20 protein-coding genes are annotated in these 23,059 nt (G+C 61.5%); 9 read left to right on the top strand and 11 right to left on the bottom strand.

What is annotated here, in order from left to right; translation table 11 throughout:
• Positions 1–317: 317 nt before the first annotated feature.
• Both rapA and rluA read left to right on the top strand, forming a co-directional pair.
• Positions 318–3,185, top strand: a complete 2,868-nt coding sequence (gene rapA / locus ACWPWQ_RS02145) for an RNA polymerase-associated protein RapA (protein WP_454008905.1) — start codon at positions 318–320, stop codon at positions 3,183–3,185.
• Between the two features lie 194 nt (positions 3,186–3,379).
• The gene (rluA, locus tag ACWPWQ_RS02150) at positions 3,380–4,036 is read left to right on the top strand and encodes a bifunctional tRNA pseudouridine(32) synthase/23S rRNA pseudouridine(746) synthase RluA (RefSeq protein WP_040094972.1); all 657 of its coding nucleotides are present in this window, start codon (positions 3,380–3,382) and stop codon (positions 4,034–4,036) included.
• Positions 4,037–4,121: 85 nt separating this feature from the next.
• Here the strand turns inward: rluA and ACWPWQ_RS02155 are convergent, their stop codons facing one another.
• The 5 genes from ACWPWQ_RS02155 to ACWPWQ_RS02175 form a co-directional block, all read right to left on the bottom strand.
• Positions 4,122–4,310 (bottom strand): hypothetical protein, encoded by a 189-nt coding sequence (locus tag ACWPWQ_RS02155; RefSeq protein WP_106884960.1) that lies wholly within the window; start codon positions 4,308–4,310, stop codon positions 4,122–4,124.
• Between the two features lie 58 nt (positions 4,311–4,368).
• Complete coding sequence (locus ACWPWQ_RS02160; RefSeq protein ID WP_454008906.1) at positions 4,369–6,300, bottom strand: putative bifunctional diguanylate cyclase/phosphodiesterase; 1,932 nt, start codon at positions 6,298–6,300, stop codon at positions 4,369–4,371.
• A gap of 25 nt (positions 6,301–6,325) precedes the next feature.
• Positions 6,326–6,823 carry a molybdopterin-binding oxidoreductase gene (locus tag ACWPWQ_RS02165; RefSeq protein WP_454008907.1) on the bottom strand — a complete coding sequence of 166 codons (498 nt, stop codon included), beginning with the start codon at positions 6,821–6,823 and terminating at the stop codon, positions 6,326–6,328.
• Between the two features lie 95 nt (positions 6,824–6,918).
• A complete protein-coding gene (gene groL / locus ACWPWQ_RS02170; protein ID WP_025325745.1) occupies positions 6,919–8,553 on the bottom strand; it encodes a chaperonin GroEL in 1,635 nt (544 codons plus the stop codon).
• 44 nt (positions 8,554–8,597) lie between these two features.
• On the bottom strand, positions 8,598–8,891 hold the full coding sequence (locus ACWPWQ_RS02175) for a co-chaperone GroES (protein ID WP_005309514.1): 294 nt from the start codon (positions 8,889–8,891) through the stop codon (positions 8,598–8,600).
• Between the two features lie 242 nt (positions 8,892–9,133).
• Between ACWPWQ_RS02175 and ACWPWQ_RS02180 the strand changes: the two genes are divergently transcribed.
• On the top strand, positions 9,134–10,468 hold the full coding sequence (locus tag ACWPWQ_RS02180; protein WP_454009044.1) for an MATE family efflux transporter: 1,335 nt from the start codon (positions 9,134–9,136) through the stop codon (positions 10,466–10,468).
• Between the two features lie 37 nt (positions 10,469–10,505).
• On the opposite strand, the gene ACWPWQ_RS02185 is transcribed toward ACWPWQ_RS02180, so the two are convergent.
• The gene (locus tag ACWPWQ_RS02185; RefSeq protein WP_454008908.1) at positions 10,506–10,982 is read right to left on the bottom strand and encodes an FxsA family protein; all 477 of its coding nucleotides are present in this window, start codon (positions 10,980–10,982) and stop codon (positions 10,506–10,508) included.
• A gap of 448 nt (positions 10,983–11,430) precedes the next feature.
• Here ACWPWQ_RS02185 and aspA point away from each other — a divergent pair, with 448 nt between their 5' ends.
• Positions 11,431–12,873: an aspartate ammonia-lyase gene (gene aspA / locus ACWPWQ_RS02190; RefSeq protein WP_139436763.1), complete on the top strand. Its 1,443-nt coding sequence runs from the start codon at positions 11,431–11,433 to the stop codon at positions 12,871–12,873.
• Positions 12,874–13,001: 128 nt separating this feature from the next.
• On the top strand, positions 13,002–14,321 hold the full coding sequence (locus tag ACWPWQ_RS02195) for an anaerobic C4-dicarboxylate transporter (protein WP_202047385.1): 1,320 nt from the start codon (positions 13,002–13,004) through the stop codon (positions 14,319–14,321).
• A 127-nt stretch (positions 14,322–14,448) separates the two neighbouring features.
• Here ACWPWQ_RS02195 and gshA read toward each other — a convergent pair whose 3' ends face one another.
• Genes gshA through ACWPWQ_RS02215 form a run of 4 tightly spaced genes read right to left on the bottom strand, consistent with a single transcriptional unit; the run spans position 14,449 to position 20,357 of the window.
• A complete protein-coding gene (gshA, locus tag ACWPWQ_RS02200; protein WP_139436767.1) occupies positions 14,449–16,044 on the bottom strand; it encodes a glutamate--cysteine ligase in 1,596 nt (531 codons plus the stop codon).
• Positions 16,045–16,104: 60 nt separating this feature from the next.
• A complete protein-coding gene (locus ACWPWQ_RS02205) occupies positions 16,105–18,918 on the bottom strand; it encodes a M16 family metallopeptidase (RefSeq protein ID WP_454008909.1) in 2,814 nt (937 codons plus the stop codon).
• Between the two features lie 27 nt (positions 18,919–18,945).
• The gene (locus tag ACWPWQ_RS02210) at positions 18,946–19,383 is read right to left on the bottom strand and encodes a YqaA family protein (protein ID WP_139436772.1); all 438 of its coding nucleotides are present in this window, start codon (positions 19,381–19,383) and stop codon (positions 18,946–18,948) included.
• Positions 19,380–20,357, bottom strand: coding sequence for an NADP-dependent oxidoreductase (locus ACWPWQ_RS02215; protein WP_454008910.1), 978 nt, complete (start codon positions 20,355–20,357; stop codon positions 19,380–19,382). Before ACWPWQ_RS02215 ends, ACWPWQ_RS02210 begins: the two co-directional genes overlap by 4 nt.
• Before the next feature lie 56 nt (positions 20,358–20,413).
• Between ACWPWQ_RS02215 and ACWPWQ_RS02220 the strand changes: the two genes are divergently transcribed.
• Positions 20,414–20,581, top strand: coding sequence for a hypothetical protein (locus ACWPWQ_RS02220; protein WP_162472074.1), 168 nt, complete (start codon positions 20,414–20,416; stop codon positions 20,579–20,581).
• A 45-nt stretch (positions 20,582–20,626) separates the two neighbouring features.
• On the opposite strand, the gene ACWPWQ_RS02225 is transcribed toward ACWPWQ_RS02220, so the two are convergent.
• The gene (locus ACWPWQ_RS02225; protein WP_454008911.1) at positions 20,627–21,625 is read right to left on the bottom strand and encodes a Preprotein translocase subunit SecY; all 999 of its coding nucleotides are present in this window, start codon (positions 21,623–21,625) and stop codon (positions 20,627–20,629) included.
• Positions 21,626–21,716: 91 nt separating this feature from the next.
• Between ACWPWQ_RS02225 and ACWPWQ_RS02230 the strand changes: the two genes are divergently transcribed.
• The 3 genes from ACWPWQ_RS02230 to ACWPWQ_RS02240 all read left to right on the top strand — a co-directional run bounded on the left by ACWPWQ_RS02230 (position 21,717) and on the right by ACWPWQ_RS02240 (position 23,046).
• On the top strand, positions 21,717–22,163 hold the full coding sequence (locus ACWPWQ_RS02230) for a hypothetical protein (RefSeq protein WP_454008912.1): 447 nt from the start codon (positions 21,717–21,719) through the stop codon (positions 22,161–22,163).
• A gap of 26 nt (positions 22,164–22,189) precedes the next feature.
• On the top strand, positions 22,190–22,570 hold the full coding sequence (locus ACWPWQ_RS02235; protein WP_404837732.1) for a hypothetical protein: 381 nt from the start codon (positions 22,190–22,192) through the stop codon (positions 22,568–22,570).
• A gap of 278 nt (positions 22,571–22,848) precedes the next feature.
• Positions 22,849–23,046 (top strand): hypothetical protein, encoded by a 198-nt coding sequence (locus tag ACWPWQ_RS02240; protein ID WP_404837731.1) that lies wholly within the window; start codon positions 22,849–22,851, stop codon positions 23,044–23,046.
• Positions 23,047–23,059: the final 13 nt, after the last annotated feature.

Here is a 23,059-nt window from a genome sequence, read left to right on the forward strand (position 1 = left end):
TGGCTTTCTGCGTTGCCGCTTGCCCTGTCGATGGAGGCGCATTATAGGGAGCCAGCTCGGATTGGCAAGGGTGATTTCGCATAAAATTCGCATTTCCGGCTCAACCGCTCACCAATCAACCAGGATGATGTTTAAATGCTCAATCAGGGTTCCGTATGCAGGCACTTTCTACCCCTTGCCGGGTCAAGGGTGTCGGTAGATCAAGGTTGTATCGAATTGCCTTTCCCGAACGCCATAACCATGGTGATCGGGATCCGGCCTTCGGGTAACATAGCGCCCCTTTGCGATTCTCACACTCTTGGGCTTTGGAGAGTTTAATGCCTTTTGCACTTGGCCAGCGTTGGATTAGTGATACAGAGACGGATCTGGGGTTGGGGACTGTCGTTGCTGTTGAAGGACGCATGGTTACCCTGTTGTTTCCGGCTACCGGTGAAAACCGCATGTATGCCAAAGAAGAGGCGCCGGTCACCCGGGTCAGCTTCAATGTGGGCGATCAGATTGCCAGTCACGAAGACTGGACCATGACGGTCGAAGAAGTGCAGGAGAAAGACGGCCTGCTTATATATGTGGGTGTGCGCACCGACAATGATGAGCCCGTTGCCCTCAAGGAAGTGTTTCTCAACAACTTCATCAAGTTCAACAAGCCGCAGGATCGCCTGTTCGCCGGCCAGATCGACCGGATGTCCCGCTTCACCCTGCGCTACGAAGCGCTGATCAACCAGCACCAGCGCCGCCGTAACCCGACTCGCGGTCTGGCCGGTGGCCGGGTCAGCCTGATCCCGCACCAGCTCTATATCGCCCATGAAGTGGGTCATCGCTACGCCCCGCGCGTACTGCTGGCGGACGAAGTGGGTCTGGGCAAGACCATAGAAGCGGGCATGATCATCCATCAGCAGCTGCTCTCCGGCCGCGCCCATCGGGTGCTGATCCTGCTGCCCGAGACTCTCCAGCACCAGTGGCTGGTCGAGATGCTGCGCCGCTTCAACCTGCACTTCTCCCTGTTTGACGAGGAGCGCTGCATCGAGGCGTTCGCCGATGCGGAGAACCCCTTCGAGACCGAACAGCTGGTGATCTGCAGCCTCGACTTCCTGCGCAAGAAGCGTCGTCGCTTCGAACAGGTGCTGGAAGCCGAGTGGGATCTGCTGGTTGTCGACGAGGCGCACCACCTGGAGTGGAGCGAAGAGGCGCCGAGCCGCGCCTATGAAATGGTGGAAGCGCTGGCCGAACAAGTGCCTGGCGTGCTGCTGCTGACCGCCACCCCGGATCAGCTGGGCCACCAGAGCCACTTTGCCCGTCTGCGCCTGCTCGACCCCGAGCGTTTCTACGACTACGACACCTTCCTCGCCGAGGAGCAGGCCTATGGTCAGGTCGCCAGCGCCGCGCAGGAGCTGCTGGATGGCGAGACCCTGAGCGATGAAGCCAGGCAGATCCTCGCCAGCCAACTGGAAGGGCTGGACTTGAGCGATGCTGCTGCCCGCCAGCAGGCGGTCGCCAAGCTGCTGGATCAGCATGGCACCGGCCGGGTGCTGTTCCGCAACAGCCGTGCCAATATTCAGGGCTTCCCCGAGCGTCACCTCAACGTCTACCCCATGCCGCTGCCGGAGCAGTACAAGACTGCCATCAAGGTGATGGGCATGATGGGTGGCAACGGCGGCGATTTGCAGACCCGCGCCCTGCGCTACCTCTACCCCGAGAAGATCTTCCAGCAGTTCGAAGGTGACAACGCCACCTGGACCCAGTTCGACCCGCGCGTCGAGTGGTTGCTGGAGCTGCTGCTCTCAGCCCGCCAGCAGAAGGTGCTGGTGATCTGCTCCGAAGCGGCCACCGCCATCGCGCTGGAAGAGGCACTGCGTACCCGTGAAGGGATCCGTGGTGCCGTGTTCCACGAAGGGATGTCGATCCTCGAGCGGGACAAGGCCTCCGCCTATTTCGCCCAGCAAGAGGGGGGCGCCCAGGTGCTGCTCTGCTCCGAGATCGGCTCAGAGGGTCGCAACTTCCAGTTTGCCAGCCATCTGGTGCTGTTCGATCTGCCCCTCAACCCGGATCTGCTGGAACAGCGTATCGGCCGACTGGATCGTATCGGTCAGCAGAATACCGTCGAGATCCACGTCCCCTATCTGGAAGGGACTGCCCAACGCGCCCTGCAGCTCTGGTATCACGATGGCCTGGATGCGTTCGAGCAGACCTGCCCGACTGCCCGCCCGGTATTCGAAGCTGTGCGTGACGAGCTGTTCGAGCTGCTGGCCGCCAACAGCGGCGAGCAAGGCCCGCTGGACGCCCTGCTGGTCAAGACCCGCGAGCTGCACGAGCCGCTCAAGGCCCGGCTGGAGCAGGGCCGCGATCGCCTGTTGGAGATCCACTCCAGCGGTGGCGCCGCCGCCCAGCAGCTGGTCGACAAGCTGGCCGCCGAAGATGACGACACCGGCATGATCTCCTTCGCCCTCAAGATGTTCGACGAGATCGGCGTCAATCAGGATGACAGAGGCGAGAACGCGCTGGTGCTGACCCCGGGGGATCACATGCTGGTCTCCAGCTTCCCGGGCTTGCCGCAAGACGGCATGACCATCACCTTCGATCGCAACACCGCCCTGTCGCGGGATGACATGGCGCTGCTCTCCTGGGATCACCCCATGATGCGCGGCGGTATCGACCTGATCCTGGGCTCCGAGATCGGTGCTACCTCGGTCGCACTGCTCAAGAACAAGGCGCTGCCCATCGGCTCCATCCTGCTTGAGCTGATCTTCGTTGCCGAGTCTGCGGCCCATCCCCAGCTCTACCGCTTCATGCCGCCGACCCCGATCCGTCTGCTGATGGACAAGAACGGCCAGAATCTGGGTGAGAAAGTGGCGTTCGATGCCTTCAACCGCCAGCTGACTCCGGTCAACCGCCACCTCGGTAGCAAGCTGGTCACCGCGTCCCAACCGGTGATCCACGGTCTGATTGGCAAGGGCCAGGCCATTGCCGACGAGCTGAAAGCCGGGATTGTCGACAAGGCCCGTGCCCAGATGGCGCAGACCCTGCAACAGGATCTGGATCGTCTGGAAGCGCTCAAGGCGGTCAACCCGAACGTGCGCGACAGCGAACTGGATTATCTGCGCAATCTGCAGGCAGAATTGCACCACCTGATCGATCAGACCCAACTCAAGCTGGACGCAATCCGCTTTATCGTGGTCACCCATAACTGACAAGGTACCGATCGACAGCGGCCAGACCCAGCTCAAGCTGGGTACCCAGTGCCGCTTTGTCGTGGTCACCCATAACTGACAAGGCAGTGAAGTGGCATGACCGGCTCCGGCTCACGCGGGATCCCATGCCCTTTATGATTGTGGTTACCCATAACTGATGGGGGCTTGTCCCCACCTTTTGATGCGAGACATTTATGTTTGAATACTCACCGCCTCTGGAACCCTGGCTCGATATCCTGTTCAAGGACAAGGACATCATGGTGGTCAACAAGCCCACTGGCCTGCTAAGCGTCCCCGGGCGCGGCCCCGAGAATGAAGACAGCGTCCTGCATCGGGTGAAACAGCAGCACCCCAAGGCGGCGGCAGCCCATCGCCTCGATATGTCTACCACTGGCGTCATTGTCATACCCCTCAATCCCAATTCCCATCGGGAGCTGAGCCGGCAATTTCGCGAGCGGGAGACCGAGAAGCACTACCTCGCCTGGGTGTGGGGCGAACCGGAAGCAGCATCGGGTCAGGTTGACCTGCCGCTCTGCGTCGACTGGCCCAACCGGCCGAAACAGAAGGTGGACTTTGAGGAGGGGCGCCACGCTCTGACCCTGTGGGAGAAACTGAAGGTGGAGAACGGCAACAGCCTGATCAAGCTGACCCCCATCACGGGTCGCTCGCACCAGCTGCGCGTCCACATGCTGGAGCTGGGGCACCCCATTCTGGGTGACAACCTCTATGCCCATCCGGATGCGCTGGCGGCAGCCCCTCATCTCTACCTGCATGCGGCCATGCTGACCATCAGCCACCCCCGCAGCGGCGAGCGGATGACCTTCGAGGCCCCGGCCCCCTTCCCGGTCTGAGCATTGTACCGAGCAGTGAAGCCGTCAGATAAAACCCCATAAAAAAGAAAGCCCCCATCGAAAGATAGGGGCTTTTTCGTTCAGGTCAGACGCGAATATCGATCCTGCTTCCGAGGGAAGCGCTGGCCGATGTCGGCGCCGCCGGCGCGGACTGAGCTGCCGTTGCCAGCAGTTTCAGTGCGGATTCGCCCTCCTGGGTCTGCTGCTTCTTGGCCAGGCTGGCCACCATCAGAGCAGAACCAAACGACGCATTTGCAGAGCTAGAAATATCCATTGTGTACCTCCTGCCAAAAGACTATCGGCCGGGGCCCGCGAGACATGAGCCATATCGTTCAGAGCAGGTATGCCTTGTCCGGCGCACGCCGTGCCAGCCAGCGCTCCTCCATCTCCAGCAGGGTCTGATAGGCCTTGGACGCCTGCTCCGGGCGGCTGAACAGATAGCCTTGTCCGTAGAGATGGATGTCGGTCAATGAACGCAGCACGTCGAGCTGCCCCTGGGTCTCGATGCCTTCACACACCAGCTTCTTGCCCAGCATGGAGCCCATGCGGCAGATGTTGGCCACCAGCTCGGCCGCCTCTATGGAGGTGTCTATGCCCTGGATGAAGGATCTGTCTATCTTCACCTTGCTCACCGGCAGCTTCTGCAGATAGCTGAGAGAGGAGTAACCGGTTCCGAAGTCATCCAACGCCAGGTGAATCCCCTGCTGACTGAGATCCTGCATCAGCTGCAGCGAGTTCTTCACCTCGCGCATTGTGGTGTCTTCCGTCACCTCCAGTACCAGGCAGGATGCGGGAATATGGTGTTCCATCAACGCCTTGGCCACCAGCTTCAACAGGTTGCGCTGATACATGCCAGGGGAGATGTTGACGCACATCTGCAGATCGACCAAGCCCAGGTGCTGCCACTGGTGGAGCTGCTCGCACGCCGTGTTCAGCACCCAGCTCCCCAGCTTCTCGGCAAGCTGGAACTCTTCCGCCACCTGGATCACCTCGTTGGGCGGGATGAAGCCAAGCTCGGGATGACGCCACCTCAGCAGCGCCTCCACCGCCTCGCAGCGACCGCTCTCCAGGTTGACTATGGGTTGGTAATAGAGCTCCAGGGCATTGTGTTCAAGGGCCATCACCATGTCGGAGGCGAGGTGCTTGCGCCTGGCGGTTTCGTTGAGCAGGGAGCTGTCATAGATGACATAAGGCACATGGGTCTTGCGGCTGTGGAACAGTGCCTGCTCCGCCCGGCTCAGCAGCTCCTGGGTCTGGTTGCTGTCCGTGGGGAAGAAGGCGATGCCTATGCCCACCTCCAGCCGGAAGGGGTAGCTGTCGATGATGATGTCTTGCTTGATGGCGTGGAGCACCCTCGCCACCAGCTCCCTGACCTGGCGCAGGTCGCTGCTGTCCCGTTGCAACATGGCGAGCTGATCGCCCCCGAGACGCGCCACCCACTCGCCGTTTTCACACAGGACACGCAGCCGCTTCGCCAGCTCCTGCAGCAGTATGTCCCCTGTGCTGTAGCCAAACTTGCTGTTGATGTCCCGAAAGTCGTTGATGTCGATCAGTACCAGACCAAAGGGAGTATCACGGCTGACATAGGACTCCATCTTCTCCAGCAAGGCCAGCCTGTTGGCCAGGCCGGTCAGCGGATCGACCCGGGCCGTTCTGAAATGGCGCCGGGCTTCGCGCACCAGCAGGCCGCTGAGCAGGATCACCGAGATCACCAGCCCCAACACCATGAACAACAGCGCATCGCGCAGCTGGCCGAAGCGCTTGTCATTGCCCGAATAGACGTTGATGTTCTTCTGCATCATGGAGGCGAGGGAGTAGGAGAGCGGCTCCTGCAAGGGCGCAAGGGTCATCATGACCTGCTGGTAGTCCGACATCCCCGGCTTCAGCCTGGTCAGCTCCGGCTCCAGCTTGCGGATATTGCTCTCGGTCAGCTGGACCAGTCGCAGCGTCTTCGGATTGTCCGACAGGCTCTTGCGCAGCTGGCCGCTCAGCAGTATGGGAGTACGGCTCCAGAGAATGTCGTAACGCAGCAGCAGGGTTTCATGGTCGATGCCGCCGTAGTGGTAGATCTCGACGGCATTGAGAAAGCGCCCCAGCTCGAGCTGCAGTTGCATCAAGGCCCAGGAGACGTCATAGGTGTACTTCTCCATCACCCGGGTCGCATTCTGTATCTGCACCAGGCAATAGAGCGTGCTACCCGTGAATAACAGAATGGATAGATAAAGAACGCCGAGTAAGGGCCAGGCCCTGGTCTTCGCTTTCACCCAGTACTCCCGCAAGTCACCGTCTTTACTGCTGAATATCGATTGCGCTCAGTTGCCAGATCATCATGTCGGTAAACTCTGACCGTTTCAGCTCAGGATACTGATCCAGCGGCAGAATAAACCAGAGCGGCCCCTTGTCACGTACCCGCATGGTCACCCCATCATCCTGCCAGGCCAGGATGGGATCGTATTGCCTGACCTTATCCCAGTTGATCCGGATCTGGAAACTATTCAAGGCGGTGAGCGTGATGCTCTTGCCGTTGGCCTTCACCGCCGTCAGCACGTCCGCCAGCCTGGGTCCCACGTATTTGTGCGGTTTATCCACCCAGGGATTGCTCGTCACTATCTCATGCTGTGGCAGGGCCTGGATCATGGCCATGTCGAAATCAACCTCACCATCAGCGGGGTTGGCGGGATCCAGATTCCCCGTCACCTTGAGGATCACCGGCCCCTCGGGAGCGGCCAATGCCATGGTGGGAACGACAAGGGAAAACAGTAACGGGATAAAACCTAATGTTCGCATGCTCACCTCAGATCATTTCACTATCAACAGCTTCAGCTTAGTAGCACTAAAAAAAACGGCCCGCAAAAGCGAGCCGTTTGATGACTATGACGGAATTACATCATACCCATACCGCCCATGCCACCCATATCAGGCATGGCAGGGGTATCTTTCTTCGGCAGCTCGGAGATCATGCACTCTGTGGTGATCATCAGGCCGGCGATGGAAGAGGCGAACTGCAGGGCAGAACGGGTCACCTTGGTCGGATCCAGGATGCCCATGGCCAACATGTCACCGTACTGTTCGGTGTAGGCGTTGTAGCCGAAGTTACCCTCACCGTTCTTCACGGCGTTGGCAATGACGGAGGCTTCTTCGCCGGCGTTGATGACGATCTGACGCAGCGGAGCTTCCATGGCGCGCAGGGCGACCTTGATACCCACGTTCTGGTCTTCGTTGTCACCACGCAGGGAGGCCAGCTTGGCGGCCACGCGCACCAGCGCCACACCACCACCGGCAACCACGCCTTCTTCTACGGCAGCGCGAGTGGCGTGCAGGGCATCGTCAACACGGGCTTTCTTCTCTTTCATCTCGACTTCGGTGGCAGCGCCAACCTTGATGACGGCAACACCGCCGGCCAGCTTGGCCACGCGCTCTTGCAGCTTCTCACGGTCGTAATCGGAAGAGGTATCTTCGATCTGCTGACGGATCTGAGCCACGCGGCTCTCGATCAGGGCGGCATCACCCACGCCATCGATGATGGTGGTGTTCTCTTTGGTGATGACGATGCGCTTGGCACGGCCCAGATCTTCCAGGGTCGCTTTTTCCAGCTCCATGCCCACCTCTTCGGAGATCACGGTACCGCCGGTCAGGATGGCGATATCCTGCAGCATGGCCTTGCGACGGTCACCGAAGCCAGGTGCCTTGACGGCGGCGACTTTCACGATGCCGCGCATGGTGTTGACCACCAGGGTCGCCAGCGCTTCACCTTCCACGTCTTCGGCCACGATGATCAGCGGTTTGCCCGCCTTGGCCACGCCTTCCAGCACCGGCAGCATTTCGCGGATGTTGGAGATCTTCTTGTCCACCAGCAGGATGAAGGGGTCATCCAGCTCGACGGAGCCGGTTTCCGGCTTGTTGATGAAGTAGGGGGAGAGGTAGCCACGGTCGAACTGCATACCTTCTACCACGGCCAGCTCGTCTTCCAGACCCTGACCGTCTTCCACCGTGATCACGCCGTCACGGCCGACCTTGTCCATGGCCTCGGCGATCAGTGCACCCACTTTCTCGTCGGAGTTGGCGGAGATGGTGCCGACCTGGGCGATGGCGTTGTTGTCGGCGCAGGGCTGGGACAGGGCCTGCAGCTCGGCGACGGCGGCCACGACGGCCTTGTCGATACCGCGCTTCAGATCCATGGGGTTCATGCCGGCGGCGACGGCCTTCAGGCCTTCGTTGACGATGGCTTGCGCCAGTACGGTCGCAGTGGTGGTACCGTCACCGGCGGCGTCGTTGGCCTTGGAAGCGACTTCCTTGACCATCTGGGCGCCCATGTTCTGGAACTTGTCTTCCAGCTCGATCTCGCGGGCAACGGAGACACCATCCTTGGTGATGGTCGGGGCACCGAAGGACTTGTCCAGTACCACGTTGCGGCCTTTCGGGCCCAGGGTCACCTTGACGGCGTCGGCCAGGATGTTGACGCCTTCCAGCATCTTGATGCGGGCTTCGTTGCCAAACTTAACTTCTTTAGCTGCCATGTTCTTCAGTCCTTAAATCAATTCGGGAAAAAGGGGGGAGGTGATTACTCTTCGACAATCGCCAGGATGTCGGTCTCGGACAGGATCAGCACGTCCTGGCCATCCAGCTTCTCGGTCTTCACGCCGTAGCCTTCGTTGAAGATCACCTTGTCACCCACCTTGACGGCGAGGGCTTTGACATCGCCATTGTCCAGAATTCGGCCAGTCCCCACGGCAAGAACTTCACCACGGGTGGACTTCTGGGCCGCAGTGCCAGTCAAGACGATGCCGCCAGCGGATTTGGCTTCAGCTTCGATGCGCTTGATGATGACGCGGTCGTGCAGTGGACGAATTTTCATCGATAACTCTCCCAAAATGAGTCTCTGTGTTGCTTGAGGAATGGCCGCAGTCGGCCAAATTTGTTATGCCCCTGATCTGGGGCAATATGGGTAGCCCTTCAAGGGCAAATACAAAAAAAATATTTTCACGTACTATGAGTATCTTCGATGGATCACCCACCCCCAATCAGGAAGGCGGATGGACGCGGCCAGCATTTCGGCCCAGAGCACATAGAGACCCTGCCTTGAGCCGACCCAACCCCATGCTGACCGCCCCCATGACGCCAGTGCTGCTGCGCATGACGGGACCCATGATCCTCGGCATCGTTGCCATCCTCGCCTTCAACCTGGTCGATACCTTCTTTATCGGCATGTTGGGCACCCAGGCGCTCGCCGCCATCAGCTTCACCTTCCCGGTCACCTTCGTGGTCACCTCCCTCACCATGGGGCTGGGAGCGGGACTGTGCGCCCTGCTCGGCCATGCCCTGGGCCAGGGCCGTCACGACGAGGCCGCCCGCATCACCACCGACTGCCTGTTCCTCGCCGTCATCCTGGTGACCCTGCTCGCCGTGCTGGGGGCACTGACCATAGAGCCCCTCTTTACCCTGCTGGGGGCCAGTGCCGAGCTCATTTCGCTGATCCACGACTACATGCTGATCTGGTATCTGACCGTGCCCATGCTGGTCATCCCCATGGTCGGCAATGCCGCCATCCGGACCACGGGGGATACCAAGACCCCCAGCCTGGTGATGGGGGTGGCCGGCCTGGTCAACGGGGTGCTGGATCCCCTGCTCATCTTCGGGCCCGGCCCTTTCCCCGAGTGGGGCATCCGCGGCGCCGCCATCGCCACCTCCCTCTCCTGGCTGATGGCCATGCTGGTCAGCCTGCACATACTGCGCCAGCGGGAGCAACTGCTGTCATGGCGCCTCTCCCCTCGCCCGCGGCTGCTGGCCCACTGGCGCACCCTGCTGCAGGTGGCCGTGCCCGCATCCTTTACCAACATGCTCAACCCGCTGGCCAATGCCGTACTGATGGTCATCTTCGCCGGCCTGGGTACAGAGGTGGTCGCCGCCTACGGCGCCGCCTCCAGGGTAGAGGCGCTGCTGCTGATCGTGATGATGGCGCTCTCTTCCGTGCTGGCCCCCTTCGTCTCGCAGAACTGCGGGGCAGGCAATCCGGCGAGGGCCAGGGCCGCCCTGCTGCTCTGCATGCGGTTCGCCCTGCTGTTCCAGCTCGCCATCTACGGCCTGGTCTGGCTGCTGGCCCCCCTCATCGCCAACCTGTTCAGCGATCACCCGCAAGTCGTGCGCCTCATCGTGCTCTATCTGCATCTGGTGCCCATCGGCTACGGTTTTCAGGGCATGGTGATGTTGCTGGCCTCGGCCCTCAATGGGGTCAGAGCCTCGACGGTATCATTCGTCTTCAACGGCATGCGGCTGTTCGTCTTCTTGCTGCCAGGGGCCTGGCTGGGGGCAAAACTGGGGGGAGAGCAGGGGATCTATCTGGGGATATTGGTGGCAAACCTGGCGGCGGGACTGCTGGCCTGGGGCTATGCCCACCGCAGGTTTGAGGGACTCTGCCATCAGGTCCACCCCTGACGGCGAGGCCCCCGATATGGTGGCCGATTCCGTTCACTCACTCTTTGCGTTCAAATTCCCCTTCAATCGTGGTTCCGCCACCCTTGACCTGATCCGGCTGCCCCTCGCCAGGGCGCGCCCCGAACGGTGGTTGCTGTGCCTGGAAGCCCCCCATCTGCATCCTGAACTGGCTGCTGCCCACCAGCTTGTCGGCCAGCCTGTTGCGCAGCCAGGGCTGCAGCAGCAGGATGCCGAAGAAGTCGGTCACGAATCCCGGAATGATCAGCAGCAGACCGGCCAGCGCCAGCATCATGCCGCCCATCACCTCGCGGCCCGGCATCTCGCCCTGCTGCATCTTCTGCTGGGCGCTGAACAGGGTCTTGATCCCCTCGCTGCGCACCAGGGAAGAGCCCAGCACCGCGGTCAATACCAGCAGGCCCACGGTCGGCAAGGCGCCTATCACCGAGCCCACCTCTATCATCACGGTGAGCTCCAGCAATACCAGGCCAACCAACAACAGTAACAACTTGCCCATAGCAACCTCAGTGCGGTGAATAAATGAACCTGCCATCACGCAGTGAGCGGAGTATGGCCCATGCCAACTCGCCATCGCGCAGGTCTCTTGTCACTAAAATGGGGAGCCATGCCGGTTTTTCAAGTCCGCGGCGTCAGACAACCCGGATTCGGGAGAAATATTTGGTCGCCCAACTGTGATTGAAGTGATTGTTCTGTCAAAGTTAATCGCTCAATTGCAATATCTGTTTAATGACCACAAGATATTTGGGGTTGCCTCAAATTTAGTGATCCAAGTCTAATATCAGATACCTCAATTGAGGTAAGATCTATCCCAGTCATTGCACAGGGAGCCATCGGTTCCCCACTGCCCCACCCGATGTGTGGTGCTTCAGGATGAAATGTGCGTAAGGAAGTCGCGACCACTCGGTGAGGATCGTTTCCATTTATCTGATTTCTGAGGCATTACAATGAGCGACATCAAGAACGTCCGCATTGAAGAAGACCTGCTGGGCACCAAAGAAGTTTCCAACGATCTCTATTACGGTGTGCATACCCTGCGCGCCGTCGAGAACTTCAAGATCAGCACTCAGAAGATTTCTGACGTTCCCGAATTTGTCCGTGGCATGGTGCTGACCAAGAAGGCCGCCGCACTGGCCAACGGTGAGCTGGGCACCATACGTCCCGAGATCGCTGACAAGATCATCGAAGCCTGTGACCTGATGCTGAACACCGGCAAATGCTTCGACCAGTTCCCGGTCGATGTCTATCAGGGCGGCGCCGGTACCTCCGTCAACATGAACACCAACGAAGTGCTGGCCAACATCGCCCTCGAGTTGATGGGTCTGGAGAAGGGCCGTTACGACGTCATCAACCCCAACGATCACGTCAACAAGTGCCAGTCCACCAACGACGCCTACCCCACAGGCTTCCGCGTGGCCGTGGTCAACAGCACCGACACCACCCTGCATGCCCTGGAAGCGCTGATCGCTGCCTTCGATGCCAAGGCTGCTGAATTCAAGAGCATTCTGAAGATGGGTCGTACCCAGCTGCAGGATGCCGTCCCCATGACCCTGGGTCAGGAGTTCCATGCCTTCGCCGTCACCCTGCGCGAAGAGATCAAGTCCATCAAGCGTTGCCAGGAGCTGCTGCTGGAAGTGAACCTGGGCGCCACCGCCATAGGTACTGGCCTGAATACCCCGCCCGAGTACTCCGCCCTGGCCATCAAGCGTCTGGCCGAGATCACCGGTCGTGCCTATGTGCCGGCAGAGGATCTCATCGAGGCGACCTCCGACTGCGGCGCCTATGTGATGCTGCACGGCGCCATCAAGCGTCTGGCCATGAAAATGTCCAAGATCTGCAACGACCTGCGTCTGCTCTCCTCGGGCCCCCGTACCGCGCTCAAAGAGATCAACCTGCCGGAAATGCAGGCGGGCTCTTCCATCATGCCGGCCAAGGTCAACCCGGTCATCCCGGAAGTGGTCAACCAGTCCTGCTTCAAGGTGTTCGGTAACGACGTCACCATCACCTTCGCCGCCGAAGCCGGTCAGCTGCAGCTGAACGTCATGGAGCCGGTGATTGGTCAGGCCATGTTCGAATCCCTGAGCCTGATGGAAAAAGCCTGCATCTCCCTGCGCGAGAAGTGCGTGGAAGGCATCACCGCCAACCCGGACATCTGCATGAACCACGTGCTGAACTCCATCGGCATCGTGACCTACCTGAACCCCTTCATCGGTCACCACGAAGGTGACATCGTCGGCAAGATCTGTGCCCAGACCGGCAAGAACGTCCGCGAAGTCGTGCTTGAGCGCGGCCTGCTGACCGCCGAGCAGCTGGACGAGATCCTCTCCATCGAGAACCTGATGAATCCGCAATACAAGGCCAAGCGTTACACCCGCGAAGCCACCGTATAAACGGAATCCTGGGCCGGGTATATCCCGGCCCCATAGAGTCAGTTCCCGAGCGGCCTCCTGCTAGTCCCGTCGGGAATTGGCTTTCTGCCTAATAAAACCTAAAAAAACTGGAAAATGGAGTGTTCGCTATGATTGGAATCGAGTTACTTGTGGTGCTCGCCGCTATCTATCTGGGGGCCCGGATAGGCAGCATCGGCATCGGCTTTGCCGGTGGTCTGGGGGTGCTGGTGCTGACCTGGGGTCTGGGCATGCCTATCCCGAGCGATCAGCTGGTGACCTACCTGCCCTGGGACGTGATCATGATCATCGCGTCCGTCATCTGCGCCATCGCCTGCATGCAGCTCGCCGGCGGGATGGACTACCTGGTGCACCTGGCCGAGAAGGCACTGCGCAAGAATCCCAAGCACATCACCTTCGCCGCCCCTGTCGTCACCTACCTGATGACCATGCTGGCCGGGACAGGTCACACCGCCTTCTCCACCCTGCCGGTGATCGCCGAGGTGGCCAAGGAGCAGGGCATTCGCCCGTCCCGTCCGCTCTCCATCGCGGTCGTTGCCTCCCAGATCGCCATCACCGCCTCCCCCATCTCGGCGGCTGTGGTTGCCTTCTCCGGCATGCTGGAGCCCCTCGGCGTCGACTACCTGACCCTGCTGGCCATCTGCATCCCGTCCAGCTTCATCGCCTGTCTGCTGGGGGCCTTCGTGGCCAACATGCTGGGCAAGCCGCTGGAGCAGGATGAAGTCTATCTGGAGCGCAAGGCCAAGGGCCTGATCAAGCTGCGCGGCACCAGCAAGGTGGAACTCAAGCCTTACGCCAAGCTCTCCGTCGGCATCTTCATTGTCGCCATCGTCGCCGTCATGGCCTATGCCACCGCCATCTCCGGCAACGTGGGTCTGATCAGCAGCCCGCCCATCCCCCGCGATGGCGCCATCATGGGCATCATGCTCTCCGCCGCCACCCTGATGGTGCTGTTCTGCAAGCTGGACGCCGCCCAGATCACCAACATGCCCACCTTCAAGTCCGGTATGTCGGCCTGTATCTGCGTACTGGGTGTGGCCTGGCTCGGCAACGTCTTCGTGAAGGGCAACATGGTCGAGATCCAGGCGTTCGCCGGCGATCTGCTGAGCCAGTACAGCTGGCTGCTGGCCGTGGTGCTGTTCTTCTCCTCCATGCTGCTCTACTCCCAGGGTGCCACCACCAAGGCACTGATGCCGGCCGCGCTGGCCCTGGGCGTCAGCCCGCTGGCGGCCATCGCCTCCTTCGCCGCCGTGAGCGCCCTGTTCGTGCTGCCGACCTACCCGACCCTGCTGGCGGCGGTCGAGATGGACGACACCGGCTCCACCCGGATTGGCAAGGCGGTATTCAACCACCCCTTCTTCATCCCGGGCGTGGCCACCATCGCCATGGCAGTGGCGCTGGGCTTCTTCTTCGGCGGTCTCATCCTCTGATGACGCGTCACTCCTTGCAGACGGCCCCTCGGGGCCGTTTTTTTATGCCCGCTGCGGGCCAGATCCCACCTCTACGCCCATCAAAAAGCCGCTCAAGGGAGCGGCTCTCGTCATCAGGGGCAGGTCCTCAGCTGGTCTGCCGGGTGCCGAAATAGTCGGCGAGGAAGTCATCGAAGGAGAGGCTGTCACTGCGCTCCCGCTCCCGCTGCTTGGCCAGGGAGTCCCGCGCCTCGCCGGCAAAGTAGGCCTCATCCCAGTACTGCAGCTCACCGCTCAGCATCTCTTCCCGGTAACGGCTCGCCAGGGCGTCGCCGAAGCAGCCGTTGTCCTGGCCGCTTTCCAGCAACTGCTTGAGCAGGCGGGCGGAGTAGGTCAGCTCGGGGTTGAGCAGCTTCTCGCGGTGCATGGCCAGCGTCTCGCGGTAGCGGTTGCGACCGCAGCAGCGATCCAGCAGCTCGGCGACCTGGGCCAGCTCGTCGAACAGCTTGAGCCCGTACTCCTTGAGGCCGATGGCATTGCCCTGCTCGTCTTCAAGCTCGAGACCGGGGCGGCGCCCTTCCAGCACCACCTTGTTCTGGTTGCGACGGTTGCGGGCAATCTCCTCGTCACCCAGCACGGGAGACGGGCGCAGCAGGCACCAGACCAGGAACAGATCGAAGAAGCGGATCTGATCCACCTCGATGCCGAACGGCGTGAAGGGATTGACGTCCACGGTGCGCAGCTCGATGTACTCGATGCCGCGCTGCTCCAGCGCATCCGAGGGCTTCTCGCCGCTGCGGGGGGTGCGCTTGGGCCGGATAGGGGCATACAGCTCGTTCTCCAGCTGCAGCACGTTGTCGTTGAGCTGGCGGTACTCGCCGTTCACCTTGACCCCTATCTTGGCAAACTCGGGATCATGGGTGTTGATGGCGCGGCGCAGGCTGCTGACATAGGCCGGCAGGTTGTCGTGGCTGATCTTGAGCCCCGCCTGGGCGCTGTTGGTATAACCGAGATCGGACAGGCGCAGGGCGGTGGCATAGGGCAGATAGAGGGTCCCCTTGCCAATCTTCTGGAACGGCAGGCTGCTCTTGCGCCCCTTGAGGAAGGAGTCGCAGATGGCCGGGGAGGCGCCGAACAGGTAGGGCACCAGCCAGCCGAAGCGGTAGACGTTGCGAATAAGCCCCATGTACTTGTCGGAGATGAAGCGCTGGCTGCAGCACCCCTCGCCCACCAGATCCTGCCATTCGCACCAGAAGCTGTCCGGCATGGAGAAGTTGAAGTGCACCCCGGCGATCACCTGCATCAGGCTGCCGTAGCGGTTCTTCAAGCCCTGGCGATAGAGGGTCTTCATCCGGCCTATGTTGGAGCTGCCGTACTGGGCCAGGCGAATGCTCTCCTCGTCACCGACGAAGCAGGGCATGGAGAGCGGCCAGATCCGCTCATCCCCCAGGTGATGAATGGCGTGGCGATGGATGTCGCCAAGCTGCTCGATCAGGCTCTCGATGGAGTCGGTCGCCGGGGTGATGAACTCCAGCAGGCTCTCGGAGTAGTCGGTAGTGATGTTGGCATGGGTCAGGGCCGACCCCAGGCCTCTGGGGTGATCGGTCTGGGCCAGGGTCCCTTCTGGGGTGATGCGCAGACATTCACGTTCGATCCCGCGCCGGATCCCCTTGAGGGCGGTCACCCGATCCGGGGTACCCAGCGCAGCCAGCAACTCGGTGAGCGACAAGCTAGTAGTAGTCATATTCACGGCTCATGTATGGCCGCCCCACCTGGGGCGGCGCTCATTTTTTTGCAACGCCCCTCAGGGCAGTTGCAGCGGATAGATGGGAAGATGAAGCTCGCTCAAGGGTTTTTCAAGCTTTTGCTTGTCCCCCACCACCACAATCACCATGTCGGCCGGGTCCAGCCAGCGTGCCGCACTGGCTTTTAGCGTCTCGGGCGACACCGTTTTGATCAGCTGGCTCTGGGCCTGCACATAATCCGGCTTCAGGTCGTACATGATCATCTGCAGCAGGAAGCCCGCCTTCTGGCCCAGCGTCTCGTAGGAGAGGGCATCCTGCTGGGAGACGGCGCTGCGCATGTAGGCCAGCTCCACCGGGGTGGGTCCACTCCCGCGATAGCCATCCATCTCCTTGAGGAACTGACGGATGGCATCCGCGGTCGCATCGGTGCGCACGTTGGCGCCGGTGGCGAACACGCCGGCCTCGCGGTTCGCCTGGAAGCCCGAGCTGGCACCATAGGTGTAGCCCTTGTCTTCCCGCAGGTTGAGGTTGATGCGGCTGTTGAAGTTGCCCCCCAGGTTGAAGTTCATCAGGTTGGCGACGAAGTAATCCCCCGTGGTGTCAAACGGCATGGCACGGCGGCCGATGCGGATCACCGACTGGGGTGCCCCCGGCTTGTCCACCAGGTAGATGCCCGGCTTGGCCTGCTCCCCCTTGAGCTTGAGATCCCCCAGGGTCGGCGCCGCCCCCTGCCACTGGGTGAGGAAGCCGAGCTGCTGTTCGACCTGCTGCTGGGTCACATCCCCGGTCACCACCACCTTGGCGTTGGTCGGGTTGTAGTAGGCGTGATAGAAGCGCTTCACGTCTGCCAGGGTCAGCTTCTCGACGTCGGTCAGCACCCCGTCGGTCGGCTGGCCGAGGCGGTTTTGCTTACCGTACACCAGCTCACGGAACGCCTGCCCCGCCAGCCACTCGGGCTGCTGCTCGCTCTGCTTCATGCCTTGCAGCATCTGCGCCTTGAGCCGCTCGAAGTCCGCCTCCCGCAGGCCGGGTTGCAGCAGCACCTCGCGCACCAGCGCCAGCGTCTGGGGCAGCTTGTCGGTCAGGCTGCTGATGGTGATGAGGTTGTTGTACTGGGCGGTCGAGACGCTGATGCTGGCGCCAAGCTTTTGCAACTCGTCGCTGAGCTCGGCCTCGGAGAGGCGCGCCGTCCCCTGCCCCAGCATGGCGGCGGTGAGGCTGGCCAGCCCCAGCTCGCCCTTGCCCTCGGCCCGGATGCCGCCAGGCAGGGCAATCATGATGGAGACGGCCGGGATCTCGTCACTCCGGGTGCCGATGATCTCGATGCCCTTGTCCAGCTTGCCGTGCCAGATGGCCGGCACCTTGACGCTGACCGCCTCCGCCGTCCTGGGCTGCACGCTGCGATCGAAGCTGTCCTTGATCGTTTGCTGGGCCAGCGGCTCCCCATGCTGGCTGTAATCCGGCAGCTCGCGCTTGGCCGGGGTGAAGTTGGGCGTGCCCGCCTGCCACTGGGTCTTGCCCTTGGGCACCACGCTCAGCACCACGGCCGGCTTGTTCGCGATGAACTTGTCGTAGGCCGCCTTGACCTGCTGGGCGTTCACCTGACCTATGGCATCCAGGTTCTTGAACACATAGTTGGGATCCTGGGCCAGCACCTGCCCCATGGCGAGCTGGCTCACCTTGCCGGAGACGCTGTCCAGCCCCCAGATGGCCGAGGCGCGATAGCTGCTGATGGCCTTCTCCAGATCCTCTGGCTTGATGCCGCGACCGGCAAACTCGCCGATCACCTTGTCCACTTCCCCCTTGAGGGTCTTGAGGCTGCCATCCACCGCCGGGTTCGGGTAGGCGTAGACCGCCAGGGTACAGGCCAGCTCTTCACAGGAGTGGGAGGCCCCCACCTCGATGGCCTTGCCGGTCTTGACCAGGGACTGATAGAGCATGGAGCTGGCGGAGCCGCCGAGCACGTCGGCAAAGATGTCCAGCGCCGGCTCCTGCGGATCCCCAAGGGACACGGTCGGGTAGCTGATATAGAGCAGCGGCAGGTGCACCTTGTCTTCCAGCGTCACATAGCGGGTCTCGGGCAGGGTCGCAGGCTGGGGCGTCGGCTCGGCCACCTCGGGGCCACGGGGGATGGGGCCGAAGTACTGCTCAATCCAGGCCAGCGCCTGCTTGCTGTCGAAGTCGCCGCCCAGGGTGAGGGTGGCGTTGTTCGGCCCGTACCAGCGCAGGAAGAACTGCTTGAGGTCGTTCACATCGACCCTGTCCAGATCCTCCACATAGCCGATGGGCTGCCAGGAGTAGGGATGGCTGCGCGGATAGAGCGCCTCCCCCACCTTCTCGCTCAGCAGGCCGTAGGGCTGGTTGTCGATGCGCTGGGCCCGCTCGTTCTTGACGGTGGCGCGCTGGATCTCGAACTTCTTCTGGCTCACCGCATCGAGCAGGAAGCCCATGCGATCCGCCTCCAGCCAGAGCACCTTCTCCAGCTGGTTGGCCGGTACCGTCTCGAAATAGTTGGTCCTGTCCTTGTTGGTGGTGCCGTTCATCTCGCCACCGGCCTCGTTGATGATCCGCATGTGCTCCTGATCGCCAACGTGCTTGGAGCCCTGGAACATCATGTGCTCGAAGAAGTGGGCAAACCCCGACTTGCCGACCGTCTCGCGCGACGACCCCACGTGATAGGTGACATCCAGGTGCACCAGGGGATCAGACTTGTCTGGCGCCAGGATCACGGTCAGGCCGTTGTCCAGCCTGTACATCTGATAGGGAATGCCGAGCTTGCCTTCCTGCTTGACCTGCTCGGACACCAGGGTGGACGCTGCCAGCACGGGCAGGGAAAATCCCAGGAGAATGCTTAATGGAATGAGTTTGTTCACGGTTACCTCGTGAGTGACAAGAATGGGCTAGAAGATCTGGCTGGCCAGCAGAAACACCAGGGCATAACGAAACAATTTGCCGAGCCCGATCAGGATGAGAGAGCGCCAGAAGGAGAAGCGAAGCCAACCGGCCAGCAGGCAGAGGCCATCGCCGATCACCGGCGTCCAGGCGAGCAGCAGGCACCAGTGACCATGTTGTTTGAGCCAGGCGAGCGCCTTTTGTTCCCCACGGCCTTGAAAATCTTCCGGTTTTTTCTTCAATGTGGCGAGCCGGCCCAGCCACCAGGTGGTCATGGAGCCCAGGGTGTTGCCCAGCGTCGCCCACAGCAGCAGGCTGGCCATGCTCCACTCTCCCCGGGTGGTCATGGCCCCCAGCAGCACTTCCGAGCTGCCGGGCAGCAGGGTGGCCGAGGTGAAGGCGCTCAGAAACAGCCAGCCCAGCCCCATCTCGGCAATGTCGTTCATCCGGGCTGGCCGTCGGCGGCAGGCATGCGCAGCAGCAGCTTGCCCCGCACATGGCCGCCCTCGATGGCGCCATGGGCCAGTGCCCCTTCCGCCAACGCATATTCACCGGAGATGGTGATATGCACATCCCCCTGACGCAGCAGCATCAGCACCTGGGTCAGCTGTTTTTGATCGGGGTGAACCAGCATGCCGAGCACCTCTATGCCCGCCTCGGCCCCCGCCTCCTTGATCTGCTGGGCCGTGATGGTGGGCACAGTCACCAGGCGGCCACCCGGTTTGACGCAGGCCAGTGCCGCCTTGCCGCTCTCGCCCCCCACCAGATCCAGCACCAGATCCACCGGGCCGCCGGCCGCCACCACCTGTGAAGGCCAGTCGGCGTCGTGGTAATCCACCATCTGGCTGGCGCCCAGCCCGTGCAGGAAGCTGTGGTTGTCAGGCCCGGCCGTGACCACGACCTGGGTCCCGTAGGCGGCGGCAAACTGCACCGCCAGATGGCCCACGCCACCGGCACCGGCCAGGATCAGCACGCGCTGTCCGCCCTTGAGAGCACCGTGTTCGAACAGTCCCTGCCAGGCGGTGAGGCCCGCCAGGGGCAGCGCAGCCCCCTGCTTGAGACTGACCCCGTCGAGCCTGACCAGCTCGTCGTCGCGTACCACCACAGATTCCGCATAGCCGCCGGCCGTCAGGGGAAAGCCGACCATGCCGCACACCGCATCCCCTTCCACCAGGGTGGTGACATTGGGGCCGACCTTCTCCACCACGCCGGAGACGTCATAGCCCGGGGTCCAGGGCAGCTTGTCCTTGTTCTGGGCTGCCGCCCAGCCGAGGCCGGCCCGGGTCTTGGCATCTATGGGGTTGACCCCCGCAAAGCAGATGCGCACCCGGACTTCCCCCTCGGCGGGCACCTTGTCCAGGGAGGGGTTGAGCTTAAGTACCGAGGGGTCGCCGAATGCGGTAATCTGTAGCTGCGTCATTGCACAATCCATCCTGTTGATTGATCAAGGATCAACAGAATAACAGCGAGGACACCATGGCTCGAATGTTTCTTATTCCTCTGTTGCTGGCCCTGGGGTGGTGGGCGTTTCTGCTCTACTTCCGCATTCCGCTCAAGCAGGGTGCCAAGGGGTTTTACTGGATCATCGGCATAGGTGGGGGACTGGCCGCCTTCTTCAGCCTGATGATGGTGCTCACCCACTGACGCCCCCTGCGGCAACAAAAAGGCCACCCTGAGGTGGCCCGGATCTCAACCCGCCTGCGCACTGAGGTGGTAGTGACGGTTGCTGCCCTGCCCCAGCACGCCCTCGGCCATCAGATGCTGGAACACCCTGTCCACCTCTTCCAGCGAGAGGGAGAGGGCCTCTGCCACCTTGCGCTTGCTGCACTTGAGCTCGCCGCTCTCCAGCGCGTTGCGCACCTGAGCCACCACGGCCGGTGCGGGCTCGGGTCTGCTCACCACCATGGGCGCGGCGGCAGCTGACTCGCTCGCGCGAGCCTCGGCCTGCTCTCGCGCCCGCAGCCACTGCCACTGGCGGCGGAAGCGGTTCTCCTCGCCGATCAGGCTGACGAAAAAGGCACCGAACGCATCCAACAACACGGAGAGGAAGCAGACCAGCAGGAACTGCACCTGGCTGATGCTCATGCCCACCCCGTCCGCCAGGCTGCTCATCAGCCCCAACATGGAGGACTGCTCATTGACAGGCTTGGCGTCACGCTCCTGGCGCAGCTCATCCTGCTTCAACCTGAGCCGGGTGTTGGCCTGCTGCAACCCGCTCACGCCGCTGGAGATCCGCGCCATCTCTATGTACTTGCGCGCCGCCTCCTCGTTGAGCTGGATCTGCCGCTCTATGCTGGCGATCTGCTCGTCGAAGCGGGCGATCTCCCGCTCGTGGCGCGCCTGCTGGCTCAGGATGGTGTTGGTGGCGCTGTTGATGCCGCCTATGCTGCCACCTATGGAGATGGCGGCCAGCACGCTGTAAAACAGCAGCGACCAGAAGGCTCCGCCGAGATCCCGCCTCGCCTTGCACTCGCCGTATTCATACCAGACATAGAACTTGCCCAGCTCGAAGATGATGGCCAGACCGCCAAACAGCCACTTCATCAGCGGGTTGTCGTCGATGGAGAGAAACAGCAGCAGGGAGAAGACGATGGAGGCCAGAATGGCCAACCCGGTAAAACTGTACACCGTGGTCAGTGCGAACCAGCCCTTGGGATAGCGCAATGCGGCAGGAGCCTGTGTGGTCATGATGAAGAGGGAGTGCCGTGCAGGAAAAGTTGGCTGCCGATTATAGTCACCGGGCGGTCGGAGAGAAGGGCAAATACCTGAATTCCTTCATATGGATAACCAGCTGTCCATAGTGCGACCAAAACGGACAAATCGGCAGCAGAAAACCGCTACAATCGACCTCAGACTTGCAGGGCATGTTTTCGTTGTGCCCGGGTTCAGCCCGGCGCGCTACACTGACTCCCTATTGCCATTATCCGAGGCCATCATGAACAGAACGACTACGCTGCTGCTCTCCCTTCTTCTGGTTGCCGGCACCGCCACCTCATCGGTCCAGGCTCAGGAGCAGGGGGATCAAACTTTCTCCGTTGACGCGCTCACCTTCAAACTGGACTGGAATGACACGCAATTTGACTGGTCGCAGACCGGCTGTCTCGATCTGGGGGTCGGTGAGGAGACCTCGCCCGATTGCAAGGGCACTAAGCTCAACCTGGATGATGAGACGCCTCGCAACCAACCCCCCAGCACCAACCAAATCCCGGCCAGCCCGGAACAGTGACTAGTCACGACAGGAGCCTCTCTGATATGACACACCCCAAGCGCAATACCATGATCAACCGCAGCGCCCTGCTGCTCTCTCTGTTCATTGTCCACGGCGTCGCCTTTGCTGCGCCTCCTTCCAAGAACAATGACGACGTCAAGATCTCCACCGATCGGGGCCAAATCAGCCTGGATTGGGACGACAAGGAGTACGACTGGTGGCAGGACAACTGCCTGGATATCAGCACCCGCAGCAGCAGTATCAAACTCAACTGTGACAACATGGATGGCAAGTATCGCGACCACTACAACCGCAGCATCCACAGCGGCAACAACCCGGGCAAGGGCCACGACAAGAGCGGCTGGGACAGCAACGATAACGGGAAGTACAAAGAAAAAGGTAACGGGAAAGGCAACAAAAAGTGATGGTTCGGGGGCTCCGGCCCCTGAATGCGGTCGCAGGTGCAGGCAGTGGCCGCCATATTCTACGCTCGGCTCACGAGTACCGGCGACTGCCATCCTGCCAGCCAAGGCTCAATGGAACACCTTGATACCCTTGGCAAAAAAGCATGAACCAGGCCATTTTACAAACGTTCGCCGCTCATTTCTCACCAGTTCCAGGCAATGATGCCAAGGTGCCGTTCCGCCCCGGTTAAGGCTGGCGACGATAGACTGCCTCTCCTCCAGCCGTCATCGAGGCCATCATGCGCAACACCGTCACCCATCTGCTCGCCCGGCTATTGAACAGCGGCGCCGCATTTGAAGCCCCTCTTGCCCGACGCGGCGCCGCCCAGGATCCCGGTGCCCACCAGGAAGCACAGGGCGTCAGACGGTCGCCACCGGGCGACAACGCCTGCGCCGAGGGCTCTGGCAAGCACGACGGTGACAAGATAGGTCGCTGACCGTCCCCTGCTG

This window comes from Aeromonas sp. Marseille-Q7275 (genome assembly GCF_965119515.1).

Excerpts from the sequence above, each read along its gene's own strand:
- ACWPWQ_RS02180 (WP_454009044.1), top strand. The coding sequence starts at position 9,134 with ATGCTGACCGCCCCCATGACGCCAGTGCTGCTGCGCATGACGGGACCC.
- ACWPWQ_RS02220 (WP_162472074.1), top strand. The coding sequence starts at position 20,414 with ATGGCTCGAATGTTTCTTATTCCTCTGTTGCTGGCCCTGGGGTGGTGG.
- ACWPWQ_RS02165 (WP_454008907.1), bottom strand. The coding sequence starts at position 6,823 with ATGCGAACATTAGGTTTTATCCCGTTACTGTTTTCCCTTGTCGTTCCC.
- rluA (WP_040094972.1), top strand. The coding sequence starts at position 3,380 with ATGTTTGAATACTCACCGCCTCTGGAACCCTGGCTCGATATCCTGTTC.
- ACWPWQ_RS02155 (WP_106884960.1), bottom strand. The coding sequence starts at position 4,310 with ATGGATATTTCTAGCTCTGCAAATGCGTCGTTTGGTTCTGCTCTGATG.
- ACWPWQ_RS02240 (WP_404837731.1), top strand. The coding sequence starts at position 22,849 with ATGCGCAACACCGTCACCCATCTGCTCGCCCGGCTATTGAACAGCGGC.
- ACWPWQ_RS02175 (WP_005309514.1), bottom strand. The coding sequence starts at position 8,891 with ATGAAAATTCGTCCACTGCACGACCGCGTCATCATCAAGCGCATCGAA.
- groL (WP_025325745.1), bottom strand. The coding sequence starts at position 8,553 with ATGGCAGCTAAAGAAGTTAAGTTTGGCAACGAAGCCCGCATCAAGATG.
- ACWPWQ_RS02195 (WP_202047385.1), top strand. The coding sequence starts at position 13,002 with ATGATTGGAATCGAGTTACTTGTGGTGCTCGCCGCTATCTATCTGGGG.
- ACWPWQ_RS02225 (WP_454008911.1), bottom strand. The coding sequence starts at position 21,625 with ATGACCACACAGGCTCCTGCCGCATTGCGCTATCCCAAGGGCTGGTTC.
- gshA (WP_139436767.1), bottom strand. The coding sequence starts at position 16,044 with ATGACTACTACTAGCTTGTCGCTCACCGAGTTGCTGGCTGCGCTGGGT.
- aspA (WP_139436763.1), top strand. The coding sequence starts at position 11,431 with ATGAGCGACATCAAGAACGTCCGCATTGAAGAAGACCTGCTGGGCACC.
- ACWPWQ_RS02210 (WP_139436772.1), bottom strand. The coding sequence starts at position 19,383 with ATGAACGACATTGCCGAGATGGGGCTGGGCTGGCTGTTTCTGAGCGCC.
- ACWPWQ_RS02185 (WP_454008908.1), bottom strand. The coding sequence starts at position 10,982 with ATGGGCAAGTTGTTACTGTTGTTGGTTGGCCTGGTATTGCTGGAGCTC.
- rapA (WP_454008905.1), top strand. The coding sequence starts at position 318 with ATGCCTTTTGCACTTGGCCAGCGTTGGATTAGTGATACAGAGACGGAT.
- ACWPWQ_RS02230 (WP_454008912.1), top strand. The coding sequence starts at position 21,717 with ATGGATAACCAGCTGTCCATAGTGCGACCAAAACGGACAAATCGGCAG.
- ACWPWQ_RS02215 (WP_454008910.1), bottom strand. The coding sequence starts at position 20,357 with ATGACGCAGCTACAGATTACCGCATTCGGCGACCCCTCGGTACTTAAG.
- ACWPWQ_RS02235 (WP_404837732.1), top strand. The coding sequence starts at position 22,190 with ATGACACACCCCAAGCGCAATACCATGATCAACCGCAGCGCCCTGCTG.